At 42.4% G+C, this 24,021-nt stretch carries 18 protein-coding genes; 13 read left to right on the forward strand and 5 right to left on the reverse strand.

The window, feature by feature from the left end; all coding sequences use genetic code 11:
• Positions 1-59: 59 nt before the first annotated feature.
• From QZ576_RS13740 to QZ576_RS13755, 4 genes are all read left to right on the forward strand, one after another.
• Entirely contained in the window at positions 60-368 is a 309-nt protein-coding gene (locus tag QZ576_RS13740; protein WP_297098122.1) for a hypothetical protein, read from the forward strand.
• Positions 369-407: 39 nt separating this feature from the next.
• On the forward strand, positions 408-2,303 hold the full coding sequence (gene mutL, locus QZ576_RS13745; protein ID WP_297098124.1) for a DNA mismatch repair endonuclease MutL: 1,896 nt from the start codon (positions 408-410) through the stop codon (positions 2,301-2,303).
• Between the two features lie 133 nt (positions 2,304-2,436).
• Entirely contained in the window at positions 2,437-3,165 is a 729-nt protein-coding gene (locus tag QZ576_RS13750) for a rhomboid family intramembrane serine protease (RefSeq protein ID WP_297098126.1), read from the forward strand.
• Positions 3,166-3,195: 30 nt separating this feature from the next.
• Positions 3,196-4,077, forward strand: coding sequence for a rhomboid family intramembrane serine protease (locus QZ576_RS13755; protein WP_297098128.1), 882 nt, complete (start codon positions 3,196-3,198; stop codon positions 4,075-4,077).
• Positions 4,078-4,187: 110 nt separating this feature from the next.
• Here the strand turns inward: QZ576_RS13755 and QZ576_RS13760 are convergent, their stop codons facing one another.
• Both QZ576_RS13760 and QZ576_RS13765 read right to left on the reverse strand, forming a co-directional pair.
• Entirely contained in the window at positions 4,188-5,111 is a 924-nt protein-coding gene (locus QZ576_RS13760) for a YihY/virulence factor BrkB family protein (protein ID WP_297098130.1), read from the reverse strand.
• 8 nt (positions 5,112-5,119) lie between these two features.
• Entirely contained in the window at positions 5,120-5,533 is a 414-nt protein-coding gene (locus QZ576_RS13765; protein WP_297098132.1) for a DUF4783 domain-containing protein, read from the reverse strand.
• A 341-nt stretch (positions 5,534-5,874) separates the two neighbouring features.
• Here QZ576_RS13765 and rlmH point away from each other — a divergent pair, with 341 nt between their 5' ends.
• Genes rlmH through QZ576_RS13785 form a run of 4 tightly spaced genes read left to right on the forward strand, consistent with a single transcriptional unit; the run spans position 5,875 to position 10,941 of the window.
• Positions 5,875-6,348, forward strand: coding sequence for a 23S rRNA (pseudouridine(1915)-N(3))-methyltransferase RlmH (gene rlmH / locus QZ576_RS13770; RefSeq protein WP_297098134.1), 474 nt, complete (start codon positions 5,875-5,877; stop codon positions 6,346-6,348).
• Between the two features lie 3 nt (positions 6,349-6,351).
• Positions 6,352-10,026, forward strand: a complete 3,675-nt coding sequence (locus QZ576_RS13775; RefSeq protein ID WP_297098136.1) for an ATP-binding protein — start codon at positions 6,352-6,354, stop codon at positions 10,024-10,026.
• Between the two features lie 22 nt (positions 10,027-10,048).
• Positions 10,049-10,447, forward strand: coding sequence for a phosphoribosyltransferase (locus QZ576_RS13780; protein ID WP_297098137.1), 399 nt, complete (start codon positions 10,049-10,051; stop codon positions 10,445-10,447).
• Complete coding sequence (locus QZ576_RS13785; RefSeq protein WP_297098138.1) at positions 10,435-10,941, forward strand: DUF6565 domain-containing protein; 507 nt, start codon at positions 10,435-10,437, stop codon at positions 10,939-10,941. The genes QZ576_RS13780 and QZ576_RS13785 overlap by 13 nt, the downstream gene beginning before the upstream one ends.
• Positions 10,942-10,951: 10 nt before the next feature.
• Here the strand turns inward: QZ576_RS13785 and QZ576_RS13790 are convergent, their stop codons facing one another.
• From QZ576_RS13790 to QZ576_RS13800, 3 genes are read right to left on the reverse strand one after another with little or no spacing between them, the layout of a single operon-like run.
• A complete protein-coding gene (locus tag QZ576_RS13790) occupies positions 10,952-11,995 on the reverse strand; it encodes a DUF6268 family outer membrane beta-barrel protein (RefSeq protein WP_297098139.1) in 1,044 nt (347 codons plus the stop codon).
• 27 nt (positions 11,996-12,022) lie between these two features.
• Positions 12,023-12,649 (reverse strand): phosphoglycerate mutase family protein, encoded by a 627-nt coding sequence (locus QZ576_RS13795; RefSeq protein WP_297098140.1) that lies wholly within the window; start codon positions 12,647-12,649, stop codon positions 12,023-12,025.
• Positions 12,646-16,281 carry a BamA/TamA family outer membrane protein gene (locus tag QZ576_RS13800; protein WP_297098141.1) on the reverse strand — a complete coding sequence of 1,212 codons (3,636 nt, stop codon included), beginning with the start codon at positions 16,279-16,281 and terminating at the stop codon, positions 12,646-12,648. Before QZ576_RS13800 ends, QZ576_RS13795 begins: the two co-directional genes overlap by 4 nt.
• A gap of 176 nt (positions 16,282-16,457) precedes the next feature.
• Here QZ576_RS13800 and QZ576_RS13805 point away from each other — a divergent pair, with 176 nt between their 5' ends.
• From QZ576_RS13805 to QZ576_RS13825, 5 genes are all read left to right on the forward strand, one after another.
• A complete protein-coding gene (locus QZ576_RS13805) occupies positions 16,458-17,621 on the forward strand; it encodes a Pycsar system effector family protein (RefSeq protein WP_297098142.1) in 1,164 nt (387 codons plus the stop codon).
• Positions 17,622-17,630: 9 nt separating this feature from the next.
• A complete protein-coding gene (locus QZ576_RS13810; RefSeq protein WP_297098143.1) occupies positions 17,631-18,752 on the forward strand; it encodes an adenylate/guanylate cyclase domain-containing protein in 1,122 nt (373 codons plus the stop codon).
• 203 nt (positions 18,753-18,955) lie between these two features.
• Positions 18,956-19,726: a glycosyltransferase family 2 protein gene (locus QZ576_RS13815; RefSeq protein ID WP_297098144.1), complete on the forward strand. Its 771-nt coding sequence runs from the start codon at positions 18,956-18,958 to the stop codon at positions 19,724-19,726.
• Positions 19,727-19,833: 107 nt separating this feature from the next.
• Entirely contained in the window at positions 19,834-20,907 is a 1,074-nt protein-coding gene (locus tag QZ576_RS13820) for an efflux RND transporter periplasmic adaptor subunit (RefSeq protein WP_297098146.1), read from the forward strand.
• On the forward strand, positions 20,907-23,954 hold the full coding sequence (locus QZ576_RS13825; protein ID WP_297098148.1) for an efflux RND transporter permease subunit: 3,048 nt from the start codon (positions 20,907-20,909) through the stop codon (positions 23,952-23,954). The genes QZ576_RS13820 and QZ576_RS13825 overlap by 1 nt, the downstream gene beginning before the upstream one ends.
• Positions 23,955-24,021 lie beyond the last annotated feature (67 nt).

Below are 24,021 nucleotides of genomic sequence, written 5' to 3' on the forward strand. Positions count from 1 at the left end.
TCCGGTATCGGAACAATTTTTGTAGAATAAAACTATCTTTGTACAATAAACAGAACGCGATGATTGGCAATTTTTTTCATACACCGGGAACAAAAAAGTTTAGAATAACGCCACGTTTTTGGGATCCTGACAAGGACGAGAGAGACGAGCGGGAACGCCGAATTAAGGAGGAGTTGGGGATTGTAGATGAGAAAAAAGACAGCAATCGTCCGTATCGTCCGAACATTAAAGGTCAGTTTCGTTCGGGAGATAACTGGGCCCGGTCATCCGAATCGGCCCGGAGAGCACAAAATCGCAGGCTTGTTTGGATTGTTATAGTCCTTGCTTTGGTGCTTTATCTTTTCTTCTTTTCCGACTTTTTTGCCTAGAAAGCGAACCTCATAGTACAAATTTCTAAAGATTTAATCTTGAGCGATATTATTCAGTTATTACCCGATGCAGTAGCCAATCAGATTGCTGCCGGAGAAGTTATTCAGCGACCGGCATCGGTTGTGAAAGAGCTTGTGGAGAATGCTCTTGATGCGGGCGCAACTGAAATTACCATCAATATAAAAGACGCAGGAAAGACCCTTATTCAGATTTCGGACAACGGGAGCGGAATGTCGCCAACCGACGCGAGGATGGCTTTTGAGCGTCATGCCACATCAAAAATACGCTCGGCCAACGATTTGTTTGCCATTCGTACCATGGGTTTTCGTGGTGAGGCACTGGCATCGATAGCCGCCATTGCCGATGTTGAGCTGCGCACCAAAAAAGCCGACGATGAGGTGGGTACTTTTATTCATATAATCGGTTCCGAGGTAAAAACACAGGAGCCCGCCGGGTGCAATAACGGCACCAATTTTATGATTAAAAACCTGTTTTTTAATGTGCCGGCACGTCGCAAATTTCTGAAAGCAAATTCTACCGAATTAAAACATATTATCTGGGAAATTCAGCGGGTAGCATTACCCAATCCCGACATCAAATTATCCTTGATTCACAACGGATCACCTGTTTATGATCTGCCACCTGCCAACTACCGCAAACGTTTGGTTGATGTGTTTGGCAAGTCGCTGAACCATAGTCTGATAAATGTAGATGAGGATACCAGCATTGTAAAGGTTTTCGGATACATCGGGCAGCCAAAATATGCCCGCAAAACGCTGGGCGAACAGTTCTTTTTTGTGAACGGACGATTTATGCGCCACCCGTATTTTCATAAGGCGATTACACAGGCTTACGAACAGTTGTTGCCACCCGATACGTATCCGTCATATTTCCTGTTTTTGGAGCTCGATCCGGAAGCGATCGACATTAATGTGCATCCAACAAAAACTGAGATAAAATTTGAGAACGAGCGCGATATCTGGCCGATAATTCATGCGTCGATACGCGAATCGTTAGGCAAACACAATGTGGTGCCGTCGATCGATTTCGACCAAAGTGGAAGTATTGATATTCCCGTTCCGAGAAAAGATGGAGAGGGAGTTCGTTTCCCGGAGATTCAGATCAACCCGGACTACAATCCGTTTAACAACGAAAAGCAGTTTGCCGAACGTGGTTACTCGCCGTTTGAGAATGATTCGGCAGGCCAGGGACGAAGCAGTTCTCCCGATTCAGGAAGAGAAAAGAAAAACCTCGAAAACTGGGAAGACCTGTACCAGGGAGCACAATTGAAATTAAAACCCGAGCCGGAATACCGCGAAAGTGCCATTCAGGCTGATGATTTGTATGCTAACGCACCGGGTCAGTTCAGCGGTAAAAAGGTTTTGCAGCTGAAACAACGTTATGTGTTAACGCCGGTAAAGTCGGGATTAATGGTAATCGACCAGAAGCGGGCACACGAACGAATTTTGTACGAGAAATTTATGGAGGTGCTGAAAACGGATTCGGTGGCCAGCCAGCAACAATTATTTCCGCAAACCGTTGAACTCAATCCTGCTGATTCGGCTCTGCTAAAATCGATTTTGGAAGACCTGTTGTCGCTGGGATTTGATATTCGCGAATTTGGAAAAGACACTTTTATTATAAACGGAACACCGGGAGTTTTAGATATTTCGTCGCCCGAGTTGATTCTGGAAAAATTGCTGGAAGAGTACAAAACATCGCCGGTTGATGCACGATCGAAAGCAAAGGAACAAATTGCGGCGTCGCTGGCAAAAGCATCAGCAATGGATTATGGCACCGACCTGAAACAGGAAGAAGTGGATCACCTGATCGATAATTTGTTTGCCTGTGCAACACCCAACTTTTCGCCCGACGGAAAAAAGGTGTTGACCATCATTTCGACAGATGATATCGAAAAAAGTTTTTCAAAATGACAGATTGTCGTTAATTTGAACACTTAAAATTTTGGCGTGGTCATTGTATCTTGCCTGATCGTTAAAACAATAAGCAACTGAAGATCGTTGATTCTGGAAAGAAAGATTCTTTAGGTCTTACAACTTTATAAATATGAATTATCGTCCCACATTAAACATGCCTCCTGTGGTAAAGAATCTGATTCTTGCCAACGTGTTGTTTTTTATTGCCACCATTGTGTTAAAACAAACCGGAACTGATTTATATTCCATTCTGGGTTTGTATTTCCCGCTTTCTGAAAAATTCAGGTTATACCAGATTTTTACCTACATGTTTATGCACAGCACACCGGGATTTGGGCATATTTTCTTTAATATGTTTGCCTTGTACATGTTTGGGCGCGTGCTGGAAGGCGTTTGGGGACCGAAGCGTTTTCTTACTTTTTATTTGGTTACAGGAGTAGGAGCAGCGCTTATACAGTTGCTGGTTACCTTCATTGAGTATAAAGTTGCAGTTGCAAATGTTGCGCCCGATCAGCTTGCATATTTCAGAGAGATTGCAGCGCAGGGAAAATATATTCCGGGAACTGTTTCGGAAAAGATTACACTATTTATGAATACGCCAACAGTTGGTGCTTCGGGTGCGGTTTTCGGCATTTTATTAGGTTTCGGAATGCTGTTCCCGAATACGGAGTTGATGCTGCTTTTTCCGCCAATACCAATTAAAGCCAAGTATTTTGTGATTGGTTACGGTGCTTTGGAGTTGTTCTTTGGTGTATCCGGAATTCAGGGAAGTGTAGCACACTTTGCGCACCTGGGCGGAATGTTGTTTGGGTATTTTATGATCAAATACTGGAATAAACATTCCAACCGTTTTTATTAAAGTTCATACAGATTTTAAAAAACCTGGGAAGTGGATATTGCTGGCGACATAAAACGAACATTTAAAGAGGGATCGGTTTTAACCCGGTTGATCTACATAAACATTGGTGTTTTTCTTTTGCTGAAAATCATTGGTGTATTCTTTTACCTCAGCGGACAAAGTTTACCTGTGTATGAGTGGTTGTCGGTTCCTTCGGTTGTCGATGTTTTGGTACAACGCCCGTGGACACCAATAACCTACATGTTTTTACACGAGCGATTTTTGCATCTCTTGTTTAATATGCTTGGCCTGTATTGGTTTGGGCAGCTGTTTCTTTATCATTTTGAAGGGGACAAAATGTTGGGTGTTTACCTGATGGGAGGCCTTTGGGGAGCATTTTTATACATCATTGCCTATAATTTTATTCCCGTATTCGATTCTGCTAACGCAATATTGCTGGGGGCTTCCGCATCAATTTTTGCTATTTTGGTAGCCGTAGCATTTTACGATCCCAACCGCGAGATACACCTGTTTTTTATCGGTCGTTTCCCGCTGAAATATGTAGCTGCTTTTTACGTTTTATTATCGGTGATCGGTATTTCTTCAACAAATGCCGGTGGTAATATTGCGCATTTGGGCGGTGCCTTTTGGGGATGGTTTTATATTTATCAATTGCGAAAAGGAAAAGATATGGGAGCCGGATTGGTAAACCTTGTAAATAAAATCGGTAAGTTTTTCGAGGGGCTTTTTAAGCATAAAAGTAAAATGAAAGTTACTTACCGAAAACCTCCGCGCGACGATCACGAATACAACCGTCAGAAACATCATCAGCAAGACGAGATCAATCGTATTCTGGATAAAATTGCAAAATCGGGTTACGAGAGTTTAACCAAAAAAGAAAAGGAATTGCTTTTTAAACAAGGGAAGAAATAGTCTGCAGTCGCAGTTTTCAGTTTTCAGATTGAAAAGGTGTTTGGTATTTTCAGATAAAACGCCACCTAAGAACCATAATTAATCCTTCAACCTTAATCAATAATCCTTCTTTAGTCCTCTTCCTGATAAGTGTGTGCCTGGTAAATACTGGCATTCAGTTCAAAGCCGATCAGCAAAATCAACGACATTACATACATCAGAAAAAGGATGGCCAGTAACGTCCCGATGGAACCGTAAAGTTTGTTGTACTGGCTAAAGTTATTCAGGTAATACGACATGGCTGCAAAACCGATAATACTCAGTACGGTTGCCAGTGTTCCTCCAGCCGAGATAAACCGCCACTTTGTTTTTTTTGCCGGCGCCATATAATACAGAAACGAGAAAGCAAAAAAGAAGATTGTGATGGTTATTATCCATTTTCCGGCAATCAGCAAATACACCAGAAACTTGTCTTGAATAATGTCAATCCGGTCGAGGTAATTGATTAACATTTGCCCACCTGTTAACAAGGCAATTGCAACGGTAAGTGCCAGGGTAAAAACCACCAGCATTAGAGCTGCTGCCATATATTGGCTCCACCATTTTCGGCGGTTGATATTGTGCACCGTAGCATCAAAAGCACTCATCATCGATACAAAACCGTTAGTAGCAAAAATTAGGGCCATAACAAAGTTCAGCGACAATAAATCACCACGTGGTCGCATCACAATTTCGGTGATGGTTTCTTCTATTGTGGGCCACACACTTACAGGAACTATTTCCTGAATAATTACAAAAAGTTCATCCTGGAATCCACTGAGCGGAATCAGCGTGAAAAGGAAAATAATACCGGGAAATAAGGCAATAAAAAAGGAAAAAGCAATTCCTGATGCACGGGTTGTTATCGATCCGTCGACGATACTTCTCCAGAAAAACAACAAAACATCGTACAGGGGAACACCATCAAAAAGCGGGAGCGAAATACGTTTGGCGTGTTCAACGGCTCTTTCGCTCAACTTTTTAATTCGCTTAAAAGTGATTTTTTCCGCTGCCATATCGGCCATTACTGTTGTTCAATTCGTAGTTGGTGAATGTATTGTTTGCCATCGTTTTGTTTCAGCAAAAAGTAAACCCTGAAATCGCCTTTTTCTGTTTTTAATTTCCCGATTACGTATTGCGCGTTCTCTTTTCCACTGTCGTGAATAATGCTAAAAGAATTTTCTTCCAGCGGGGGAAATTTATTGAAAAAGTTGGCCACAATTTGTTGGGCCTGGGCTTTGCTGTATACATTGTCGTTATCAAGTACTACCAGTTCTACGTTTTGGTTAAAATAAGAGGAAAGTGCTTTCGCATCTCCGGTTGCCAAACCAACATTAATTTCGTTCGGAACCTTTTTATCCTGAGGCGATTCAGCAGCGCCTGCCAGCAAACTGCAAAATATCAGGATAATTGAAAATATATGTTTAAAATTTTTCATTCGTTTATAATTATATTTTTCAGCGGTAACTCATGTAACTCGCATAATCATACTTCTGTGTATTTCGCAACTTTTTATTATGCTCGTTTCATCATATTTTAATTCAGCATATGTGCTGCATAATAAGCAAAAACTATGCAAAAACACTTTTATACGCTTATTTTTACTGTAAATTTATAAAATTAAAAATCAATTGGGCGATTGTTGTAGAAACATAATTATATTTAATTCGCCTTCAGAGGATTATGTGTTGATGCCTTTTTGTCATCCGAAAAGTGTGAGAATTGGATAAAACCCCGGCGGTTTATGCATGATTTCTGTACAAAAACGATTTTAGCGAAATGAAGATTACATTACTGGTTGTTGGTAAAACTGATGCGGCTTACATACGCGATGGGATAAATGAATATTTAAAACGCCTGAAACACTACATCAGTTTCGATATGGAAGTTATCCCCGATATTAAAAAGGGAAAAAATACCAACCCGGAAATGCAGAAAAATAAGGAAGGCGAAATTATTCTTTCAAAACTGGCGCCGGGCAAAGAATTGCATTTGTTCGATGAGAAAGGGAAAATGTTCTCGTCGGTAGAGTTTTCGCGGTTTCTGGAGAAAAAAATGGTAAGCGGACCCAAAGAGCTGATTCTGGTGGTTGGTGGTCCTTACGGTTTTTCGGAAGAGGTGTATAAACGAGCCAGCTCGAAAATTTCGCTATCGCGGTTAACATTTTCGCATCAAATGGTGCGATTGTTGTGTGTTGAGCAAGTATACAGAGCAATGACAATTTTAAAAGGCGAACCGTATCATCATGAATAGCTAATGTTGGTTAAACTAAATAAATATACATACCTCATTTTGGCCATCGGTATTTTGGTTGTGGCTGCCATTATCGAAAATGGTTTGCTCCGGCGAAATCCGGAAACCAAACTTATCGACGATTTTCAAACGCAGTTGCTGGCAAACGAAACCGAACTTCAGAATAAGCTGCAGGAAATTAAACAGGTACTGCTTGAAGATGAACTGGATGAGGATATCAGCGAATTTTTTAGCCGCGATGAAACACTGATCCGCGAAACCGGATTTGGTGCGATGGTTTTTAAAAATAAGGAGCTGTTTTTTTGGTCCGACCGCGGAATTACTTTCTACGACAGGCTGGAAGATTTGCCAAAAACCAGTGGTCTGGTGCAATTGCCAAACGGCTATTACCTGGTCGACACACTGAATGTAGGCGAGTATACAGCTGCCGTTTTTCATTTAATAAAACGCAATTACACCTACGAAAACAAGTACCTGCAAAATAATTTCTTTAAAAGTTACAGGCTCCCCAGCGATTATATTATTCGAACCAAAAAGTACACCCGGGGTTACGACATTGTCGATTTGAAAGGCGATTACCTTTTCACTCTTTTGCCCTACGGAAATTATTTGTGTACCACTAATCAGCTGTATTTTCCCGGTGCCATTTATTTTATCGGGCTTATTTTACTGCTGTTTTATTTCCGAAAAGAATTTGTAGAGAGCGATGCGGCCTTCTTTCTGAAACTGGTTTCGCTGGGTGTGGCGCTGTTTGTGGTGTATTGGATTCACCTAATTTTTCAGGTGCCCAAAGTGTTCTTCCATCTCAAATTTTTTAGTCCCGATTATTTTGCCATAAACGACTGGTTGCCATCGCTGGGCGATTATTTTTTGTTGGCCATATTTTTCCTGTTCTGGATTTACAATTTCGCTATCGATTTGAATATTCCGGATTTGCAGAAAAACTCGGGTTTGCCGCGAAAAATTATCATTACCCTGCTTTTGATTTTTAACGCCAGCCTGTATTTGATGGTCGATAATTTGGTAAAAGAACTCATCTATAATTCAACTGTTTCGTTTGCGCTGAACAAGATTATCGACATCTCTCCACAAAGTATTTTGGGGATTTTTGCAGTAAGTTTGCTATTGTTGGGTGTCGTTTTTTTTACCATCAGGGTAAACGAAAAAACGCTGAAGAATTTTAAACTCCACCAACTGGTTTTATTAACGCTGGCAATTAGTTTATTTTTTGCCGGAGTACAATACCTTGCCGTACAAAATGTATCTATTTACGCCTTGTTGCTCTTTATTATTTGCGTTATACTTTCTTCGCTGGTAACGCGGCACTACCTGCAAACCTTTACTTTAAGTTATCTGATTATTTATGTGGCGGTGGTTTCGGTTTATTCGTTGGTTGTTATTAACCGCACCATCAGCAAAAAGGATAAAGAACAACAGAAATTGTTGGCTGTAACTCTGGTTGCTGAGCGCGATCCGGCTGCCGAAGTTTTTATGACCGAGATACAATACCAGCTTACAGAAGATGGGGCCATAAAAAGTTTGTTAAACCAGAACCGTGATGAAGATGCAGTTGAATATATCCGGCAATCGTATTTCAATACCTATTTCAGAAAATACCTGCTGAATATTTATGTGTGCCACAGTAACGATAATTTGATTATTCAGCCCGATGATCGTGAAGTTTCGTGCAGGCCGTTTATGGATGATCAGATTGAGGCGCAGGGTTTACAAATTCCGGGTACCAATTTTTATTTTATGGATAATATGAACGGACGGATTTCGTACACCGGTCGTTGGGATTATCCTAAGGTTGACGGAGGAAGAGGCGTTACCATTTATATCGATCTGGATTCGGATTTGTTGTTTGAAGGAATTGGTTTCCCGGAGTTGCTGATCGACAAATCGATGGCTCGGTCTGATATTTACCGCAAATTCAATTATGCCAAATATTATGCCGGCGAGCTTACCGATAAATACGGTGATTACAACTACAACTACAACGGGCATGTTTACCTGAAATCTGATGACGAGTTTTCATTTCTTCGTCAGGATAAATACGAGCACCTGGTTTACCACACCAGCCAGCAGAATTATGTAGTGGTTTCCAGAGAGTTGCTTACGCCGATCGATTACCTGATTTCTTTCCCGTATTTATTTGTGTTCTATTTTCTTACGCTGCTGGTTGTGCTTATAATAATCAATCAGTCGATTCGGGAGAAAAGGGTATTTTTCGATCTGAAATTTAAGATTCAGGCGGCTATCATTTCCATCGTTTTTATTTCGTTAATGGTTGTTGCCGGGGTAACGCTTTTTTATAATATTAAAGAATACCGGCAGAAACACCAGGACGATTTGAACGAGAAAATGAAATCGATTTCAGAAGAAATTGATATGCGCCTGACCGATAAACGAGAAATTACACCGGATCTGGAAGAGTGGATGCGCGAGGAGCTGGCGAAGCTCTCGAACATTTTCCGAACAGATATTAATATTTACGGAACCGATGGGCGGCTTATTGCTTCATCGCGTTCCGAGATTTATGCGCGGGGACTTGTATCGTCGCGAATAAATGCACGTGCCAATTACGAAGTTTATCAGAATTACTCCATCAGCTATTTTCAGCCCGAAAATATTGGCCGGCTTTCGTATTTGTCAGCATACCGTCCAATTATCAATAATTACGGCGATTATCTGGGTGTGATTAATCTGCCATATTTTATCCGGCAGGATAACTACAGCCAGGAGATTTCCACCTTTATTGTGGCTTTCATCAACCTCTACGTTCTGCTGTTTTTGGCCAGTATTATTGCGGCCGTTTTTATTGCTAACCAGATTACACGTCCGCTGGTTGTTATTCAGGAGAACCTGCAAAAAATGCAGCTGGGTAAACGCAACGAGCCCATTCAGTACAATCGGAAAGACGAAATTGGTAGCCTGGTTCGGGAATACAATAAAAAGGTTGATGAACTGGCGGTGAGTGCCGATTTGCTGGCACGTTCGGAACGGGAATCGGCGTGGCGCGAAATGGCCAAACAAATTGCACACGAGATTAAAAATCCTCTTACACCAATGAAACTGAACATTCAGTATTTGCAGCGTGCCAAGGGGAAAAACGAAGAATACAACGAGTTTTTAGATCGGGTGACCTCAACGCTTATCGAGCAGATCGACAACCTTTCGAATATTGCTACCGAGTTCTCGAACTTTGCCAAAATTCCAACGGCCCGTAACCAGGTATTCTGTTTGGCCGAGCAGCTGAAAAAATCGATTGATCTGTATGAAACGCACAGTGAAATCGACATTAAATTTGATTCGAACGGCTACGAAAATCTTGAAGTAAATGCCGACAGAGAGCAGTTGTCGCGGGCAATTATAAATCTGATCCGAAATGCCATTCAGGCCATTCCCGAAGGGCGGAAAGGAAGGATTAAAATCAGGCTCGACCGACGCCAGCACATGGCTGTAATTTCGGTGCAAGACAACGGTTCGGGTATTGATGCCGAGTTGCGCGATAAATTGTTTAGCCCAAGTTTTACCACTAAAACAAGTGGTATGGGATTGGGACTTTCGATTGTAAAGAATATCGTTGAAAATTTTGCCGGCAAAATCTGGTTCGAAACCGAGATGGGAAAAGGCACCACTTTTTACCTCGAAATTCCGGTGTACGAGGAAACATAGAAAAATTAAAAACAAGAAAAACATGGTTCCATTATCGTTTAAAGAAATAACCGAACGACTAAGAATAATTGAATTCCCCAAAATCGATGTGGTAATTGGCATTGGCACCGGCGGCGTTCCGGCAGCAACAATGGTGGCTTATCATCTTGATGCCGAGCTTTTGGTGATGACCCTGAATTATCGCGATGAAGAAAATAATCCGCGCTTCAACGAACCTAAAGTGCTGGAAAAAGCCAACTGGGATTTGGAAGGGAAGCGCATTTTGCTGGTCGACGATGTATCGGTATCGGGAAAAACCATGGAGGCTGCACTTCAGCAGCTAAAAGGTTTGCATGTAAAAACCTGCGCCATGAAAGGAAGAGCCGATTATGTGCTGTTTCCCGAAATTAAAGATTGTGTAAAATGGCCATGGAAACCTTAATCTGGCTGAAATTGAAACTTGAAATGAAGTACTCAAAATATTTGATTGTGTGTTGTTTGGTGTGGATGGTTGCGTGTACAACTCCATCATCAAAAGAAGATTACCTCAATCGGTTTGAACGTTTTGTTAAGCGGGTAGACAATAATCATGATAAATACGGTAGGAAAGACTGGGAGTGGGCCGATGAAAAATTTGAAAGGTACAATTCGGAGTGGTACCTCGAATATCGCGACGATTTTACGGTTGAAGATCAGATAAAAATTAAAGGGCTGATTATTAAATATCACGCGCTAAAAAATAAAGAAAGTATTGGCGATATGCTTCGCGATCTGTTTAAAGATGACGTAAATAAGATTGGTGATAAAATACAGAAATACATTGATGAAGATTTTGAAGAGGATCGGGATAAAATAATTGATGGCGCTTTTGAAATTGGCGATTCGGCCGTGAAGGTTATGGAAGATGCTGTGCGGAAGCTGGATGAGTCTTTTTAGTCTCTAATGTTTATTCAATACAACGATCCATTAAATCTCGGGGAACCGACAGGAATAAAGCAACGCTGGCATAAGGAGCGCCTGAAACAGTAGACTTGATCAGGTAGTCGGTATCCGGGCGGGGCAATGTGCTCCCCGGTTTAAAGTTCGATTCGGTAACGTTGAAATTGATATTGTTTGAGTAGCCAAATTTCGCCTCAAAACCAACCCATTTATTTATTTGTGTAATAATTCCAACCGTAGCATCAATGGTAGATTGACGCAGCTGAATACTTTCGGTTTCATTTAAAATAGTATCGTCAACACGCACCGTGTAACTGGTTCCCGAAATCTCGGCATCGCAAACTACATAAAATCTTTTGTTGATTTGTTTCCAGGCCTTAAAACCTTGCGGCAAAAGTAAATCCAAACCAATACCGTTTGCAAAACGTTTTGAGTAGTTAAAAACCGGGTAAATGGCCGGATCGCCAAAAGTATAGCCAAAATAAGCGCCGAAAGCATAATAGGTGTTCAGGTCTTTTCGGGTGGCATAACCAATCGCAAGCGATGATTTTAGCAAGTCGCCAAAAGAAAAGTATTTGTTGTTGTGAATATGAAAATCGCCTGCCAGACTCCAGTCGGTTTGCACAACCAGCGAGTGATTATCGTACAAATGAAACATCCCTTTCAGGTCAAAACCCAAACGCCGCAAGCCTCTGTCATTCAGTCCAACGTACATGGGGTAGTCGCCGGGTTTTATGTCCTCAAAGTAAAACTGCTCGTTTACGTAGCGAAATCCACCGGTTAGTTTTACCCGCTGTTTATTCAAAATCGGGAATTTTAAACGTGCAGTAACGGTTCTGTTTCCTGTAATTTCTGCCGAGCCGTCGCCAATTTGCGGAATCTCCGAAGTGGATGAAATATTGTACTGAAAAGGGCCTTCCATTTTTAGGTACAGAAAACGTGTAGGCAAATTGTTTTCAAAATAAGGCGTCCAGTCTTCGCGCGAAAGGGTGTCCTGCGCAAATCCTGCCATCGAAATAAAAACGAGTATGAGTCCTAAAAAATATTTCACAAGCCTATTAACGTACAATTGATACAATTATTTTCTTAAAACGGTGGCGCCCAGGTTTTTTTTGCCATTATTTTGGATCACCTGCCAGCCGCGCTTTTCCAGTTCTTTAGAAATGTTTCGGTTTATAAATCCATGTGTTACCAAAATAACCTGTTTGTTTTGCTCCGCTTTTCGTTCAATAAACGAACAAACATCGTCAACACGCTCACGTGCTTCCTGAAACGATTCCGTCCCCGGTTTTTCGAGCCCCATTAACCACGTTGTTCTCGATATGGAAGTCCAGGCTTTAAAAGGCAAATACAGGGGGAGCCAAACCATGTGCATCTCAAATTCGTTGAGTTCCTGCAATGAGACGATTGTTGCCGAATCGCCAAAAAGTTTTAACCCGGTTGCAATCGAACGCGACAAACCACTAACATAAACCGTGTCGGTTATACGTTCCGGAACTTTGCTCAGTACCGTATCCGGATCGAACTGACTGATCGGAGCAGTGTCGTAAGCATCGCGCATTTTTGAAGCTTTTTTGGCACCCATCCAGCCATGGCGCTCCAGTTTTACCGAGGCATGCCGAATCAAAATCACTTCCTGTGCCACCGATTTTTGCACGCATAAAATGATTCCGAGAAAAAATATGAGTTGGGTAAGTATCTTCAAAACAAAAAGCTAAAGTTAAATTGAACTAACGTTTCTTCACGGCTTTTGTTTAGGGTGGCAGTTACGATGGCCATTTTAAACGGCGACATCCAAATGCCTGCCCCATAACCGTTATGCCACTTCGATGATTCTTCGCCATCCATCCAAACGCGGCCAACATCGTCGAATAGAAGTACACCCAGTTCGCCGGTGAGCAGATAGTTTTTAAAATCGATGACTTTAAAACGCAGTTCAGAGTTAAAATAGGCGCTGGCATCGCCGTAAAAACGCGTTTTCCGGTAACCGCGAAGATTTGTTTTTCCATCTAAAATTGCTGCGTCGTGAAAAAAGTAATCGCCAAATATTTTTTCACCACCAACCCGGAACGCAAAAACAGTGCGTGGATATTTGGTAAAACTCAGCAGCGCCGCAGCCGACCCGCTAATCTTTGTAAAATCGGGCTCTTCACCTTGCAAATTCAGGTACCGGTTAGCCGAAGCATCCACCACAAAACCACGTGTTGGCCTGAAATCTTTGTTCAGATTCTGATAACTGTAATAGCCGCCCAAAACAGCATAATGTATCTGTGCTAAGTTTTCCGGACTAAGACCGTTCTCATCAAAGTCACCAATAAATTTGTCCTCTTCTTCTTTCGTGTCGTTTAATTTGTATTGTGCGCTTAAGCCAATTTTATGCTCGTTTATCGGGTGGTCTTTATTTTCTTCATCTTCGTCGTAGCGTGCCCAAACCGACTCGCCAAATCGTTTTTGTACAGCGAACTGAGCAACCATTCTTCGCTGTTTTACTTTGTAATAATCAGCGTCGAAACCGCTGTTTGTGTACGATGAATTGTTTCCAAAACCAAAAAAGTTGGTGGTATAATTTTCGGTACTTGCATCCACGCCAAAAATGGCATCCAAACCATTGTTTGTCGACAATGACTCGTACTGTGCATTGATATTAAATGATGTATTTTCGAAAGAATACTCGCCCAGCAACGATGTTTTGGTATCGCGACGGAAACGTTGTTTATACCACGAGCGGCCATAGCCTATATAAATGCCGTCGTCGGAATTATAACCGCCACTGGCAAGCGGCATGCCCACATCGCGTTTAAAGTATTTTCGGTCGTATTCGTGAATAATTTTGTTGTTGGTGAGTTTGGCATTTGTTGGCCCATCACCCTCAATTTCGGTACTTTTTAGCAGGTCGTAAACCAGCGTTTTCGTTTTCATCCCGCTTACTTTCGAATTGTTTACCACCACATCTTTATCCTGACCACCAACAATCCTGATGATTGGGCCTTTCCGTACTTCGCCACTAATCTCGAAACGATCTTCGTCGTCAAGTCCGTAGCAAACCACCTCTTTCGTTTCATCGGTTTTAATGGTGCGCTGATAAATGAGTTTTCCTTTGCTGTCGTCTTTTTTAATGTGATAAACGCTTATTTCCGTTTCATCATCATTTTTCCGGTTGATCTCGAAAAGATCTTTACGATCCGTTCCCGGAATATTTATTCTTTTGGCCAGGTAAAGATACAACTCGCGCGCCATCTCTTCCATGTATTGTTTTCTGGCCAGCAGAATTTTTGCCGTGGAGTCGGCAACCATTGGCTGAACTTCTTTTGGAAAAGTGGCCATGGCTTCATTTATCGCCTCGGGCGTCATTCGGTTCATCAGTTCGGTGTTGGCTTTTTGCCAGTCTTCCCACTCCATCTGGTTCAGGAAAGTCCGGTCGAAATAACGAGCATTAAATCCCAATCCAATTACATTTTTTGTGCGCGGTTGAAAATTCTGAAGCTTTGGCAAAATAAACGGCATCGATGCAATTCCGGGTAAAATTCCCTGGTTTACAAAAAACGTTTGATCGCGGTCGCGCGGAATCGGTTGATAGATGGTTTTACTACCTTCTTCAAACGAAGCCCAGCGCCACTGGTCGTCGTGGCGGTCCCAGTCGTTAATAAAAATATCGAGTAGCCGGGCGCGCAAAACGGCCTGTTGATCTACCTGATGGTCTTCACTTTCTATAATTTTCTCAAGCACATCGTCGGTGCCAACAATGTCTTCGGAATAGCCAAAACTTTTCAGGTCGCTTCTGTCTTTTGCCGGTCGTTCTTCAAACAAAAACAAGCCACTTTGCATGTCTTCTTTGTACTGTTTCAGAAGTGGATCCTGCGGCACGTAAACCACCTCGGGGTTAGTGTGAAAAACGCCTGCGTGTTCAGCTAAAACAGCTGCGGGCATTGCCGAGTACGGGTTCGACGCCGAGATCTGATCCTGAACAATATCTTTGGCAAAGGTTGGTTTCATTTCATTCGGAAGTGCACCTTCTGCAAATTTCTCGAGTGAGCGCAGTACGTATTGATGGCCCTCATCGGTTTCCACACGAAGCGATTTGGTTTGTTGTCCGCCTCCCCGTTTTAACACGGTAAGTCCGCCTTTCTCTTTGCTGATATCGAAAACGCGGGCCTCAACAGGTGTTTCCCATACCTGGCGATAGTTGGTACCCATCCATTTTTCGTAGCTTTTTGTAGCCTGATACTGTAGGCTGGCGTAGGTAGTGTGTGTTGAGTCTTTAAAAAGTTCCTGTCGTTTTGCCGTCAGGTCTTCCTCTGTTTCTGTTGTTAAGGAGTACAAAAGGCGGCTAAAAACCGGTGTTTGTGTACCATTTTCAACGGTAAAAAAGTTAAGTGTAACATCGCCGTTTTCATGAATATCGATGCGTGAGATGCCGGCGCTGCTGCTTGCAAAATCCGCTTTGTTACTGTTAACGTACGATTGTTTAACCATCGATCCGCTGATGACCTGATGGATATTGTCGGTTTTAATGTATTGCAGACTGTTTTCGAGTGCCGACGCGTAAATTACATTCGGAAATCCGTGAAAAACAGCATGCATTTGCTGGCGCAGGTTCCGGTAATCGGGGTGAACGAGGTCGCTTCTTCCGCCCAGTGTGTTTTTATAAATGGCATACGGAAATCCCAAAACACTTGCGGCTGTCGAGAAATTACCTCCGTGCGGGCCAACTGATTCTATCGGGTGAAATCCGGCCACAATAACTGTTTTATTTTTGTTTCGTCGAAGCGCATCCTGTAGCCAGATAAAAACATCCTCGTCATCTTCAATACCGCACTTTGCAGAGCGGGTGTCGAGTGCGGTGAGCCACCAATAGGTATCAATGAGAATTACTGTCAGTTGATCGTTTAGCTCCACTTCGGTAGGGCCGGGGCAGCCCCAGTCGTTGGTGTAAACTTCGTTATCCGGAAAATATTTGCGAACGGCTTTTCGTACCCTTTTTGTTTGTTTTTTGCCGTTGTGCCATTCGTTAATTCCGTTGGCAAAAAGTAAGGGTGTATCTTCATTTTTTATTTGCGGGGAAAAACTGAATTCCATTTCATCGTCGTGAATGCTGTAATCCGAGTAATTCCCAAGGTAAACAAAAGCATGTGGTTGTGGAATGTCTGTTAATTCATCAATAAAATCATCAGATTCGGTTGCTTCTTCAGGAGCTGTATTTCCGGCTAAAAACACACTGTAACTTATATTGTCTTGCGCAAAAACAGGAGAATAACAGCCTGCAATAAGTGCAAAAAAAACGATGTTAATTTTAATCAGGTATTTTGTCATCAGAACAAAGTTGTTAGTGTTTTGCATAATGCAGATTTGTCGATAGTTGCAATATCGAACATTTATCCCGGCTTAGAAACATCTTAAAAAATAAAAGTTCCGTGAATATTGTTGTTTACTTTGAATCAAAAGTAGTTATTTTTAACTTCAGTAAAATTAAATTAGCGCTACTGTTTGCCACGGAAAATTAAAATTTTGAACGAATGAAAATTGTTGAAGAGGTTAAGGAATTTGCAACCAAATATTACGAAGAGAAAGTTTCGGCTCTGTTGAATTACCATTCTATTGAGCATACGCGGTTGGTTGCAAAAGTGTCGGAAACCATTGCCGAAGCCGAAGACTTGAGCGAAAGAGACAAAGACATTGTGGTAGTGGCAGCCTGGTTTCACGATATTGGCCATGCGGTTTCGTTAAAAGACCACGAGGAGGAAGGTTGTAAAATTGCCCGTCAGTTTCTTGCTGAAAAGGGGATGGATGAGGCGTTCATCATCGAGGTGGAGAAGTGCATTAAGGCAACAAAAATGGGAGCGCCCAAAAATTCATTGCTCGAAGAGATTATTGGCGACGCCGATCATGCGCACGCCGGGATGGATAATTTTATGGAAATCTCGAATTTGCTGCGAAAGGAGATGTGCAATTTTGTTGAACGAAAATGCTCGAAACTGGAGTACTGGAAGCAAACACTTGATTTTATTCTGGGCATTAATTATCATACCGACTACGCCCAGGATACATTTGAACCGGTTCGTCTGAAGAACATCAAAAAAGTAGAAAAGCGTATCAATAAATTGTCGGCCGACAAAACTCCCGATTTGCCGCAACACTCGCAGAAAAGTACAGCGCGCGGTATCGAAACTATGTTCCGGCTTACGGCGCGTAACCAGATCAATTTAAGTTCGATAGCCGATAATAAGGCCAATATTATGCTTACCATTAACGCAGTTCTGGTGTCGGTACTTATGAGTACGAGCGCACTCACTTTGCGTACCAGCGAACACAATTTCCTCATTCCCGGAATTATACTAATTATCGGCTGTTTAATATCGCTGGTGTTTGCCATCTTGTCGGTAATTCCAAAATACGGATCGGGGCAGTATAGCGATGATGACCTGAAAAAGCGAAAACTTAACCTGTTGTTTTTTGGCAACTTTGTAAATATGCCGTACGAGAAATATCAAAAGGGCATAAAAGAAATGATGACCGATTACGATTATTTGTACGGTACACTTACCAAGGATCAATACAACCTGGGAAAAGTGCTGGCTAAAAAATATAAGCTGCTGCGGTACTCCTACCATGTTTTTATGGCCAGTTTTGTGGTGGCAGTGCTTACTTTTTTAGTGCAGTATCTCTCAAAAATCATGTAACGTTGTTTAATGCCAAAACTTGAAAGAACATATAAAGGCTCGGTACGGCGACATCAGTTCCAATTGTTGATTTACACTTTAATTTACTGGAATGTAGTAATTCGCTTTGCCCTGTTTATGCGCATGCTTGGGGCTCGCGACGACCACATGGGCGATATGTTATCAAAAGGAATGAGCTTTTTGGTTGATGAGGTTTTATGGTCGTCGGTGGTGATTTCGCTGTTTGCCACTTTAAGCTGGTTTACGCTTAATATGGTTTACCCTAACCTGGTGCGCAATTTTAAAATGCGTAAGCTGGCGGTGGGTGTTGTTTTCCTCGATATCCTGATCTTTTTGATAATCAGTATTCTTCTGGGAATTGTACATTACAGCGTGTCAGAAGATTTGAGTTTTATCGAATCCGTCTCGCACTTGCCTCACTTTTTATTTAACTCAACTATCCTGTTTTTCCTTATCGTATTATTTGTTGGAGGCTATGTTTACCAGTTGATTAACACGCTTTTGCAGCAGGTTGGTTATGCTCCGCTCGGGAAAATAATGATGGGGTACTACCAGAAGCCACGAGAAGAGGAGCTGATATTTATGTTTCTCGATTTGCAGTCGTCGACTGCTGTGGCCGAAAAACTGGGGCACAAAAAATACAGCTACTTTATTCAGGATTGTTTTAAATGTGTTTCCAATTCGTTGCTGGCTACCCGCGGGCGTGTGTATCAGTTTGTTGGCGACGAGGTGGTGATTTCGTGGACGACCAAACGGGAATCGTCGTATAAAAGTGCGGTTGATTTTTATTACCTGTACGAAAAAGCGCTGAGTAAACGCCGTGATTATTTTGAGAAAGAATATGGAATGATGCCCGTTTTTACCGCATCGTTAAACGTAGGGAAAGTAATGGCCGCCGAAGTGGGCGAAATCAAACGCGAACTGGCGTTTCACGGCGATGTGTTAAACACTGCTGCGCGTATTCAAAAACAGTGTAAACGCTACAAAAAGAAGATTCTGGTAACCAGCGAATTTGCGGTGAAACTGATAAAAAGCTCCAAAGATTATAAAATTGAATACGTTGACCTGATCAAATTTTTTGGCAAGAAAAATTCAATAAAAATTTACGAAGTACATAAAGCTAAAAGCTAAGTCGTTTTCATTCCATGAGTTAGTTTTAGCATTTCACGAATTTCCTTTCGCATAAGCCCAACAATCCTGTTTACATTCGTTTCTGAAAACAGAAAACAATGAAACGAACATGAATTTTAACATTCTAAACTGAACAAAAGAGAATGATTAAAATTCATAGAGAGTTACATCTGTTACGAAAATAAATAAACACTATTAAACAGATGAAAACAAGCATTATTGTTTGCACCTACAACGAAGAGGAAACCATTTTTAATGTGGTTGCTTCCTGTTGCAAACACAACCCTGAAGCCGAGGTAATTGTAGTTGACGACGGGTCGACCGACGGAACCGAAGATGTTCTGAAAACACTGGCCTCTCATTATCATTTCGAGTATTTAAAGCTGCCTGAAAACCATGGAAAGAGTTATGCAATGGCCTGTGGCGTTGAGTTTGCCAGCAACGAAATTGTGCTGTTCATCAACGCCAATCTGGTTCATTTGCGAAAAGAACATTTCGTAGCCATGTTATCCCCGATTCAAAATCATCAGGCTGATATGGTTATTGGAAATCCCGCCAGTTTTACCATAAATTATGGTGCCGACCCGTATGACACGGCGATGGGCGAAAAAGCCATGCTGAGAGCTGACTTGCTACCCATTTTAAAAGATGTGAAAGAGATACTTTTTGGAGTTGAAGTATTATTCACCATTTATTACCAGGCTTTGGGAAAACGTGTTAGCTACCAGGCGCTAAACGATTTGGAGCGGGTGGCGCGCAAATCAGACAGCAAAAAAGTGAAGGTGCCGCACGAGGGAGATAAGGAAATTGTCCATGCACTGATCTCCAATTTCGAACTGATGATGAAGCGCGTGCAGAACAACATCCAAAATTCACAGAACTACACCCAATCAACCATTTCAAGTGTTCAGCTGCAGTTGAACAAGTATATGAAGCACCTGAGAGAACGCATTACAAGTGTTGAAACAGTTTAAGCGCATTTCAGGGCGACATTTTATCATTCGGTGCAAAAATCTAATTCTTTAGTAATCAGCGCGATTAATTTTGCGGCGTGATTGGATTATAAATCAAAAAACATCATATGCAATTTAAGAACATTTTATTCGTATTAGCAGCTGCTTTGGTTGCTTTTACCGGTTGCCAAAGCAGCACCGGAGAAGAGTCGGTGGCCGAAACAATTAAAAATGTAAAGATCGAAACAGTTAGCGATGGCGTAACTCAGAATTCGATTACATTGAACGGAAAGATAAAGGAGAAAAGCCTTACCTCGCTTTCTTTTCGTGTTGGCGGTCCCTTATTAAAACTCAATGTAAAACAAGGCGACTACGTAAAACAAGGCGAAGTTATTGCCGAGATCGACAAGCGCGATTACAAACTTCAGGTGGAAACCACAAAAGCTCAGTTCGAGCAGACCGAAAGTGAGTACATGCGTTACAAACAGTTGATTGAGCAAAATAAAATTCCTGAAAATACTTTTGAAAAGATCAAGTCGGGTTACCTGATGACAAAAACAGCTTACGAAAACGCACAAAACCAATTGCGCGACACCGAGCTGAAAGCACCATTTTCAGGTTATATCTACGAAAAATTTGTAGAGAATTTTCAAACTGTTGGAGCAGGAACACCAATCGTTTCAATTATCGATAATTCGCATCTTGAAGCGGTTGTTTCAGTTTCCGAAAGTCAGCTTCAGCGGGTAAAAAACGATAAAGAAAGTTACCTGAACGTTGCCAATGCAGGCATTAGCAACTTGCCGGTAAAACTGTTTAGCGTTAGCGAAAAAGCGATGCACGATGGTTTGTACGAAGTGAAATTTTCGTTCGAGAATAAAAATAATTTGAACGTAGCACCGGGAATGACTGCGGAAGTTACCGTTTATAATACAGCCGAGCAGAATAAGTTGTCTGTAGCAGCTTCGGCAGTTTTCCACGAAAAAACAAGCACTTACGTTTGGGTATTCAATCCTTCAACAAGTAAAGTTGAGAAGCGCGAAGTTAAAATTTCGCTCGACGGAACACAGGGACGTGTAAATATTGCGTCGGGTGTTCGCAACGGCGAACAGGTTGTTACGGCCGGAGTGCATTACCTGGTGGAAGGCCAAAAAGTTCAACCCATTAAAACACCATCGGTAACTAACATTGGAGGATTGTTGTAATGCTGGAAAAGTTACTGAATCAAAAAGCAATGATCTCCACAATACTGGTTGCGGTGTTGCTTGGAGGTATAATTGCTTACAATAATATTGGAAAACTGGAGGATGCCGAAATTCCGATTAAGGCAGCCACAGTAATTACCGTTTACCAGGGAGCCACAGCGCACGAAGTTGAGCTGGAGGTAACCGATCCGCTGGAAAAGGCCATTCAGAAACTGGAAAATATCGATGAGATTGAATCAGTTTCGCGCCCCGGTTTGTCGATCATTACCATCTACATTCAGCCAACGGTAAAAACACCGCAGTTGCCACAGCTTTGGGACCACCTGAGGCGGAAGGTTAACGATGCAAAAGGTTCGTTGCCGGCAGGAGCTATGGCGCCAATTGTAAACGACGATTTTGCCGATGTTTACGGGATTTTGTACGCCATTACTGCTGATGGATATTCCCATCACGAGTTGGCAAAATATGCGGAATACATCGAACGCGAACTTTTAAGCGTGAATGGTGTTCGCCGCTCGCAGATTTTTGGTGAGCAAACCGAAACTATCGACATTGTTTTCTCGCCAGAAAAGCTGGCCGGACTGAGTGTAAACCCACTTTATATTGCCGCGGCTATTCAAAACGAAACGGCTATCATCAACCCGGGATCGATTGTTACCGGCGATGAATCGATTCGTGTAGGAGTGGGGCAGAAAATTACGTCGATTGAAGAAATTGAAAATCTGTTGATTCAGGTTCCCGGCGGAGGTAACTTCCGTTTGGGCGATATTGCAACGATTGAAAGATCGTACCTCGAACCAAAAAACGAAGCACTTTTTTACAACGACAAAGCCGGTTTAACACTTGGCTTGTCGAATGAGAGTGGTATTAACGTGGTAAAACTGGGTGAACGACTGGATGAAAAACTGGCCGAATTACAAAAGGAATTGCCGGTTGGTATCGAAATCAACCAGGTGTATTACCAGCCCGACCGTGTTGATGATGCGGTAAAAGATTTTATGCTCAACCTTGCCATGTCGGTAGGTATTGTAATTGTGGTGCTGATGTTTGCCATGGGATACCGATCGGGACTGCTTATCTCAAGCGGTTTGATTTTTACCATCATGGGAACTCTGATTGTGATGTTGGCCATTGGCTTACCATTGCATCGTGTTACGCTGGCAGCCATTATTTTGGCCATGGGTATGTTGGTTGACAACGCCATTGTTGTTGCCGACGGAATTCTTGTCGACCTGAAATCGGGGATGGACCGAAGCAAAGCATTTGTAAATACCGCGCAAAAAACCGCGCTGCCGTTGCTGGGTGCTACGGCGGTTGCAATTCTGGCGTTCCTGCCATTGCGCATGTCGCCAAACGAGGCCGGTGAGTTCCTTTCTTCGCTGTTTACCGTGTTGATTATCTCGCTTACTTTAAGCTGGGTTTTTGCAATGATTCAGACACCATTTAACGCTAAATATTTCTACCGCAAAGAACGTCCGAAAGGCGAACATGCCGAAACTTACGACAAAGGTTTGTACAAGATTTTCGGGAAATTCCTGAAATGGGCCGTTCGCAATAAATACATGTTTGCACTAAGTTCTTTTGCTATTCTGATCTTCGCATTCTGGTCGTTCCGTTTTGTAAAAGTCGACTTTATGTCGAAAATTGAATACGATCAGTTTTTTATCGAATACTTCCTTCCTCAGGGAGCCGATATTGATGCTGTTGAAGCTGATGTAAAACAAATTCAGGAAGATATTTTGGCCATGGATGGCGTGCATGCTGTTACCGGTTCTGTTGGCCGTCCGCCGGCTCGTTACCTGTTAATGCGCCACATGCCAACAGGTGGAGCAAACTATGCCGATTTTATTATTGAAACAGACAATACCGACCGGGTTGAAACTTTGATTCCTGAGATTGAAGACTACCTGAACAGAAATTATCCGAATGCATTTGCCCGGGTGATGGAGTACGGTGCCGCTTTTGCCGATGCCGATATTGAGGCCCAGTTTATTGGTCCCGATCCTGCCGTGTTAAAGGATTTGGCCAATCAGGCAAAACATATCTTTTTAGAAGAGCCAACGGCAATAAACGTTACCGACGACTGGAAAAATCAAACCAAAAAAATTGTTCCGGTTTATTCGGTTGAACGTGCACAACCGCTTGGATTGTCGCGCTCTGATATGGGTAACTCCATTTTGGTAGCCACAAACGGACGTCCGATTGGTGCCATTTACGAAGGCGATAAAATGCTGCCGATCGTTTTGCGTACCGACAACAAAGTGGCTGAAAATATCGAGCAACTGCTGAACATCCCGGTTTGGGGACAGCAAAGCAGGGCAAGTGTGCCGCTGTCGCAAATTGTTGATACCATGAAAGTAACATGGGATTACGAACTGATTCACCGTTTAGATAATAGGCGGGCAATTAAAGCACAATGCGACGCTGCCGACGGATACACAGCAGCCGAAGTTCAGGCGAAGTTTCAGCAGAAAGTTGAAGCGATTGATTTACCCGAAGGATACGAATTACATTGGGAAGGAGCAACAGCTCGTTCCGGCGAAGCCAACACAGCGCTGTTTATGTTCCTGCCGCTGGCAATCGGGTTGATGGCGATCATTATCATCGGTTTATTTAATAACCTGAAACAACCAATAATCATTTTCCTTGTGGTGCCATTTGCATTTGTAGGTATCGTTCTTGGTCTGGCAACAACGGGAGTTTACCTCACCTTTGCCGGAATTATCGGAGCTTTAGGATTGATTGGTATGATGATTAAAAATGCCGTGGTTCTGCTCGATGAGATTAACCAGAATATCAAGGGTGGAAAAGACCGGTTGAAAGCTACGATCGACGCTGCGTTATCGCGTTTGCGTCCGGTAATGATGGCCTCGCTGACAACAATTTTGGGTATGGCGCCGCTTATCACCGACTCGATGTTTAATTCAACTGCCATCGTAATCATGTTTGGTTTGGCCGTTGGATCGATAATTACACTTGTAGTTGTTCCGGTACTTTACACCGTTTTGTACCGTGTTGATGGAAGTAAATTAAACACAAAAGCATAATTGTGATTGTGCAATGTAGATAGAGAGTAGAAAAAGTTGCCCCGTTTTTTATTTGTCGATGGGGGAC

The sequence above is a fragment of the uncultured Draconibacterium sp. genome, assembly GCF_913060805.1.
GTDB lineage: Bacteria > Bacteroidota > Bacteroidia > Bacteroidales > Prolixibacteraceae > Draconibacterium.

Excerpts from the sequence above, each read along its gene's own strand:
- QZ576_RS13775 (WP_297098136.1), top strand. The coding sequence starts at position 6,352 with ATGTTGGTTAAACTAAATAAATATACATACCTCATTTTGGCCATCGGT.
- QZ576_RS13820 (WP_297098146.1), top strand. The coding sequence starts at position 19,834 with ATGCAATTTAAGAACATTTTATTCGTATTAGCAGCTGCTTTGGTTGCT.
- QZ576_RS13825 (WP_297098148.1), top strand. The coding sequence starts at position 20,907 with ATGCTGGAAAAGTTACTGAATCAAAAAGCAATGATCTCCACAATACTG.
- QZ576_RS13760 (WP_297098130.1), bottom strand. The coding sequence starts at position 5,111 with ATGGCAGCGGAAAAAATCACTTTTAAGCGAATTAAAAAGTTGAGCGAA.
- QZ576_RS13805 (WP_297098142.1), top strand. The coding sequence starts at position 16,458 with ATGAAAATTGTTGAAGAGGTTAAGGAATTTGCAACCAAATATTACGAA.
- QZ576_RS13780 (WP_297098137.1), top strand. The coding sequence starts at position 10,049 with ATGGTTCCATTATCGTTTAAAGAAATAACCGAACGACTAAGAATAATT.
- QZ576_RS13740 (WP_297098122.1), top strand. The coding sequence starts at position 60 with ATGATTGGCAATTTTTTTCATACACCGGGAACAAAAAAGTTTAGAATA.
- QZ576_RS13785 (WP_297098138.1), top strand. The coding sequence starts at position 10,435 with ATGGAAACCTTAATCTGGCTGAAATTGAAACTTGAAATGAAGTACTCA.
- QZ576_RS13750 (WP_297098126.1), top strand. The coding sequence starts at position 2,437 with ATGAATTATCGTCCCACATTAAACATGCCTCCTGTGGTAAAGAATCTG.
- QZ576_RS13800 (WP_297098141.1), bottom strand. The coding sequence starts at position 16,281 with ATGCAAAACACTAACAACTTTGTTCTGATGACAAAATACCTGATTAAA.
- QZ576_RS13815 (WP_297098144.1), top strand. The coding sequence starts at position 18,956 with ATGAAAACAAGCATTATTGTTTGCACCTACAACGAAGAGGAAACCATT.
- rlmH (WP_297098134.1), top strand. The coding sequence starts at position 5,875 with ATGAAGATTACATTACTGGTTGTTGGTAAAACTGATGCGGCTTACATA.
- QZ576_RS13765 (WP_297098132.1), bottom strand. The coding sequence starts at position 5,533 with ATGAAAAATTTTAAACATATATTTTCAATTATCCTGATATTTTGCAGT.
- QZ576_RS13810 (WP_297098143.1), top strand. The coding sequence starts at position 17,631 with ATGCCAAAACTTGAAAGAACATATAAAGGCTCGGTACGGCGACATCAG.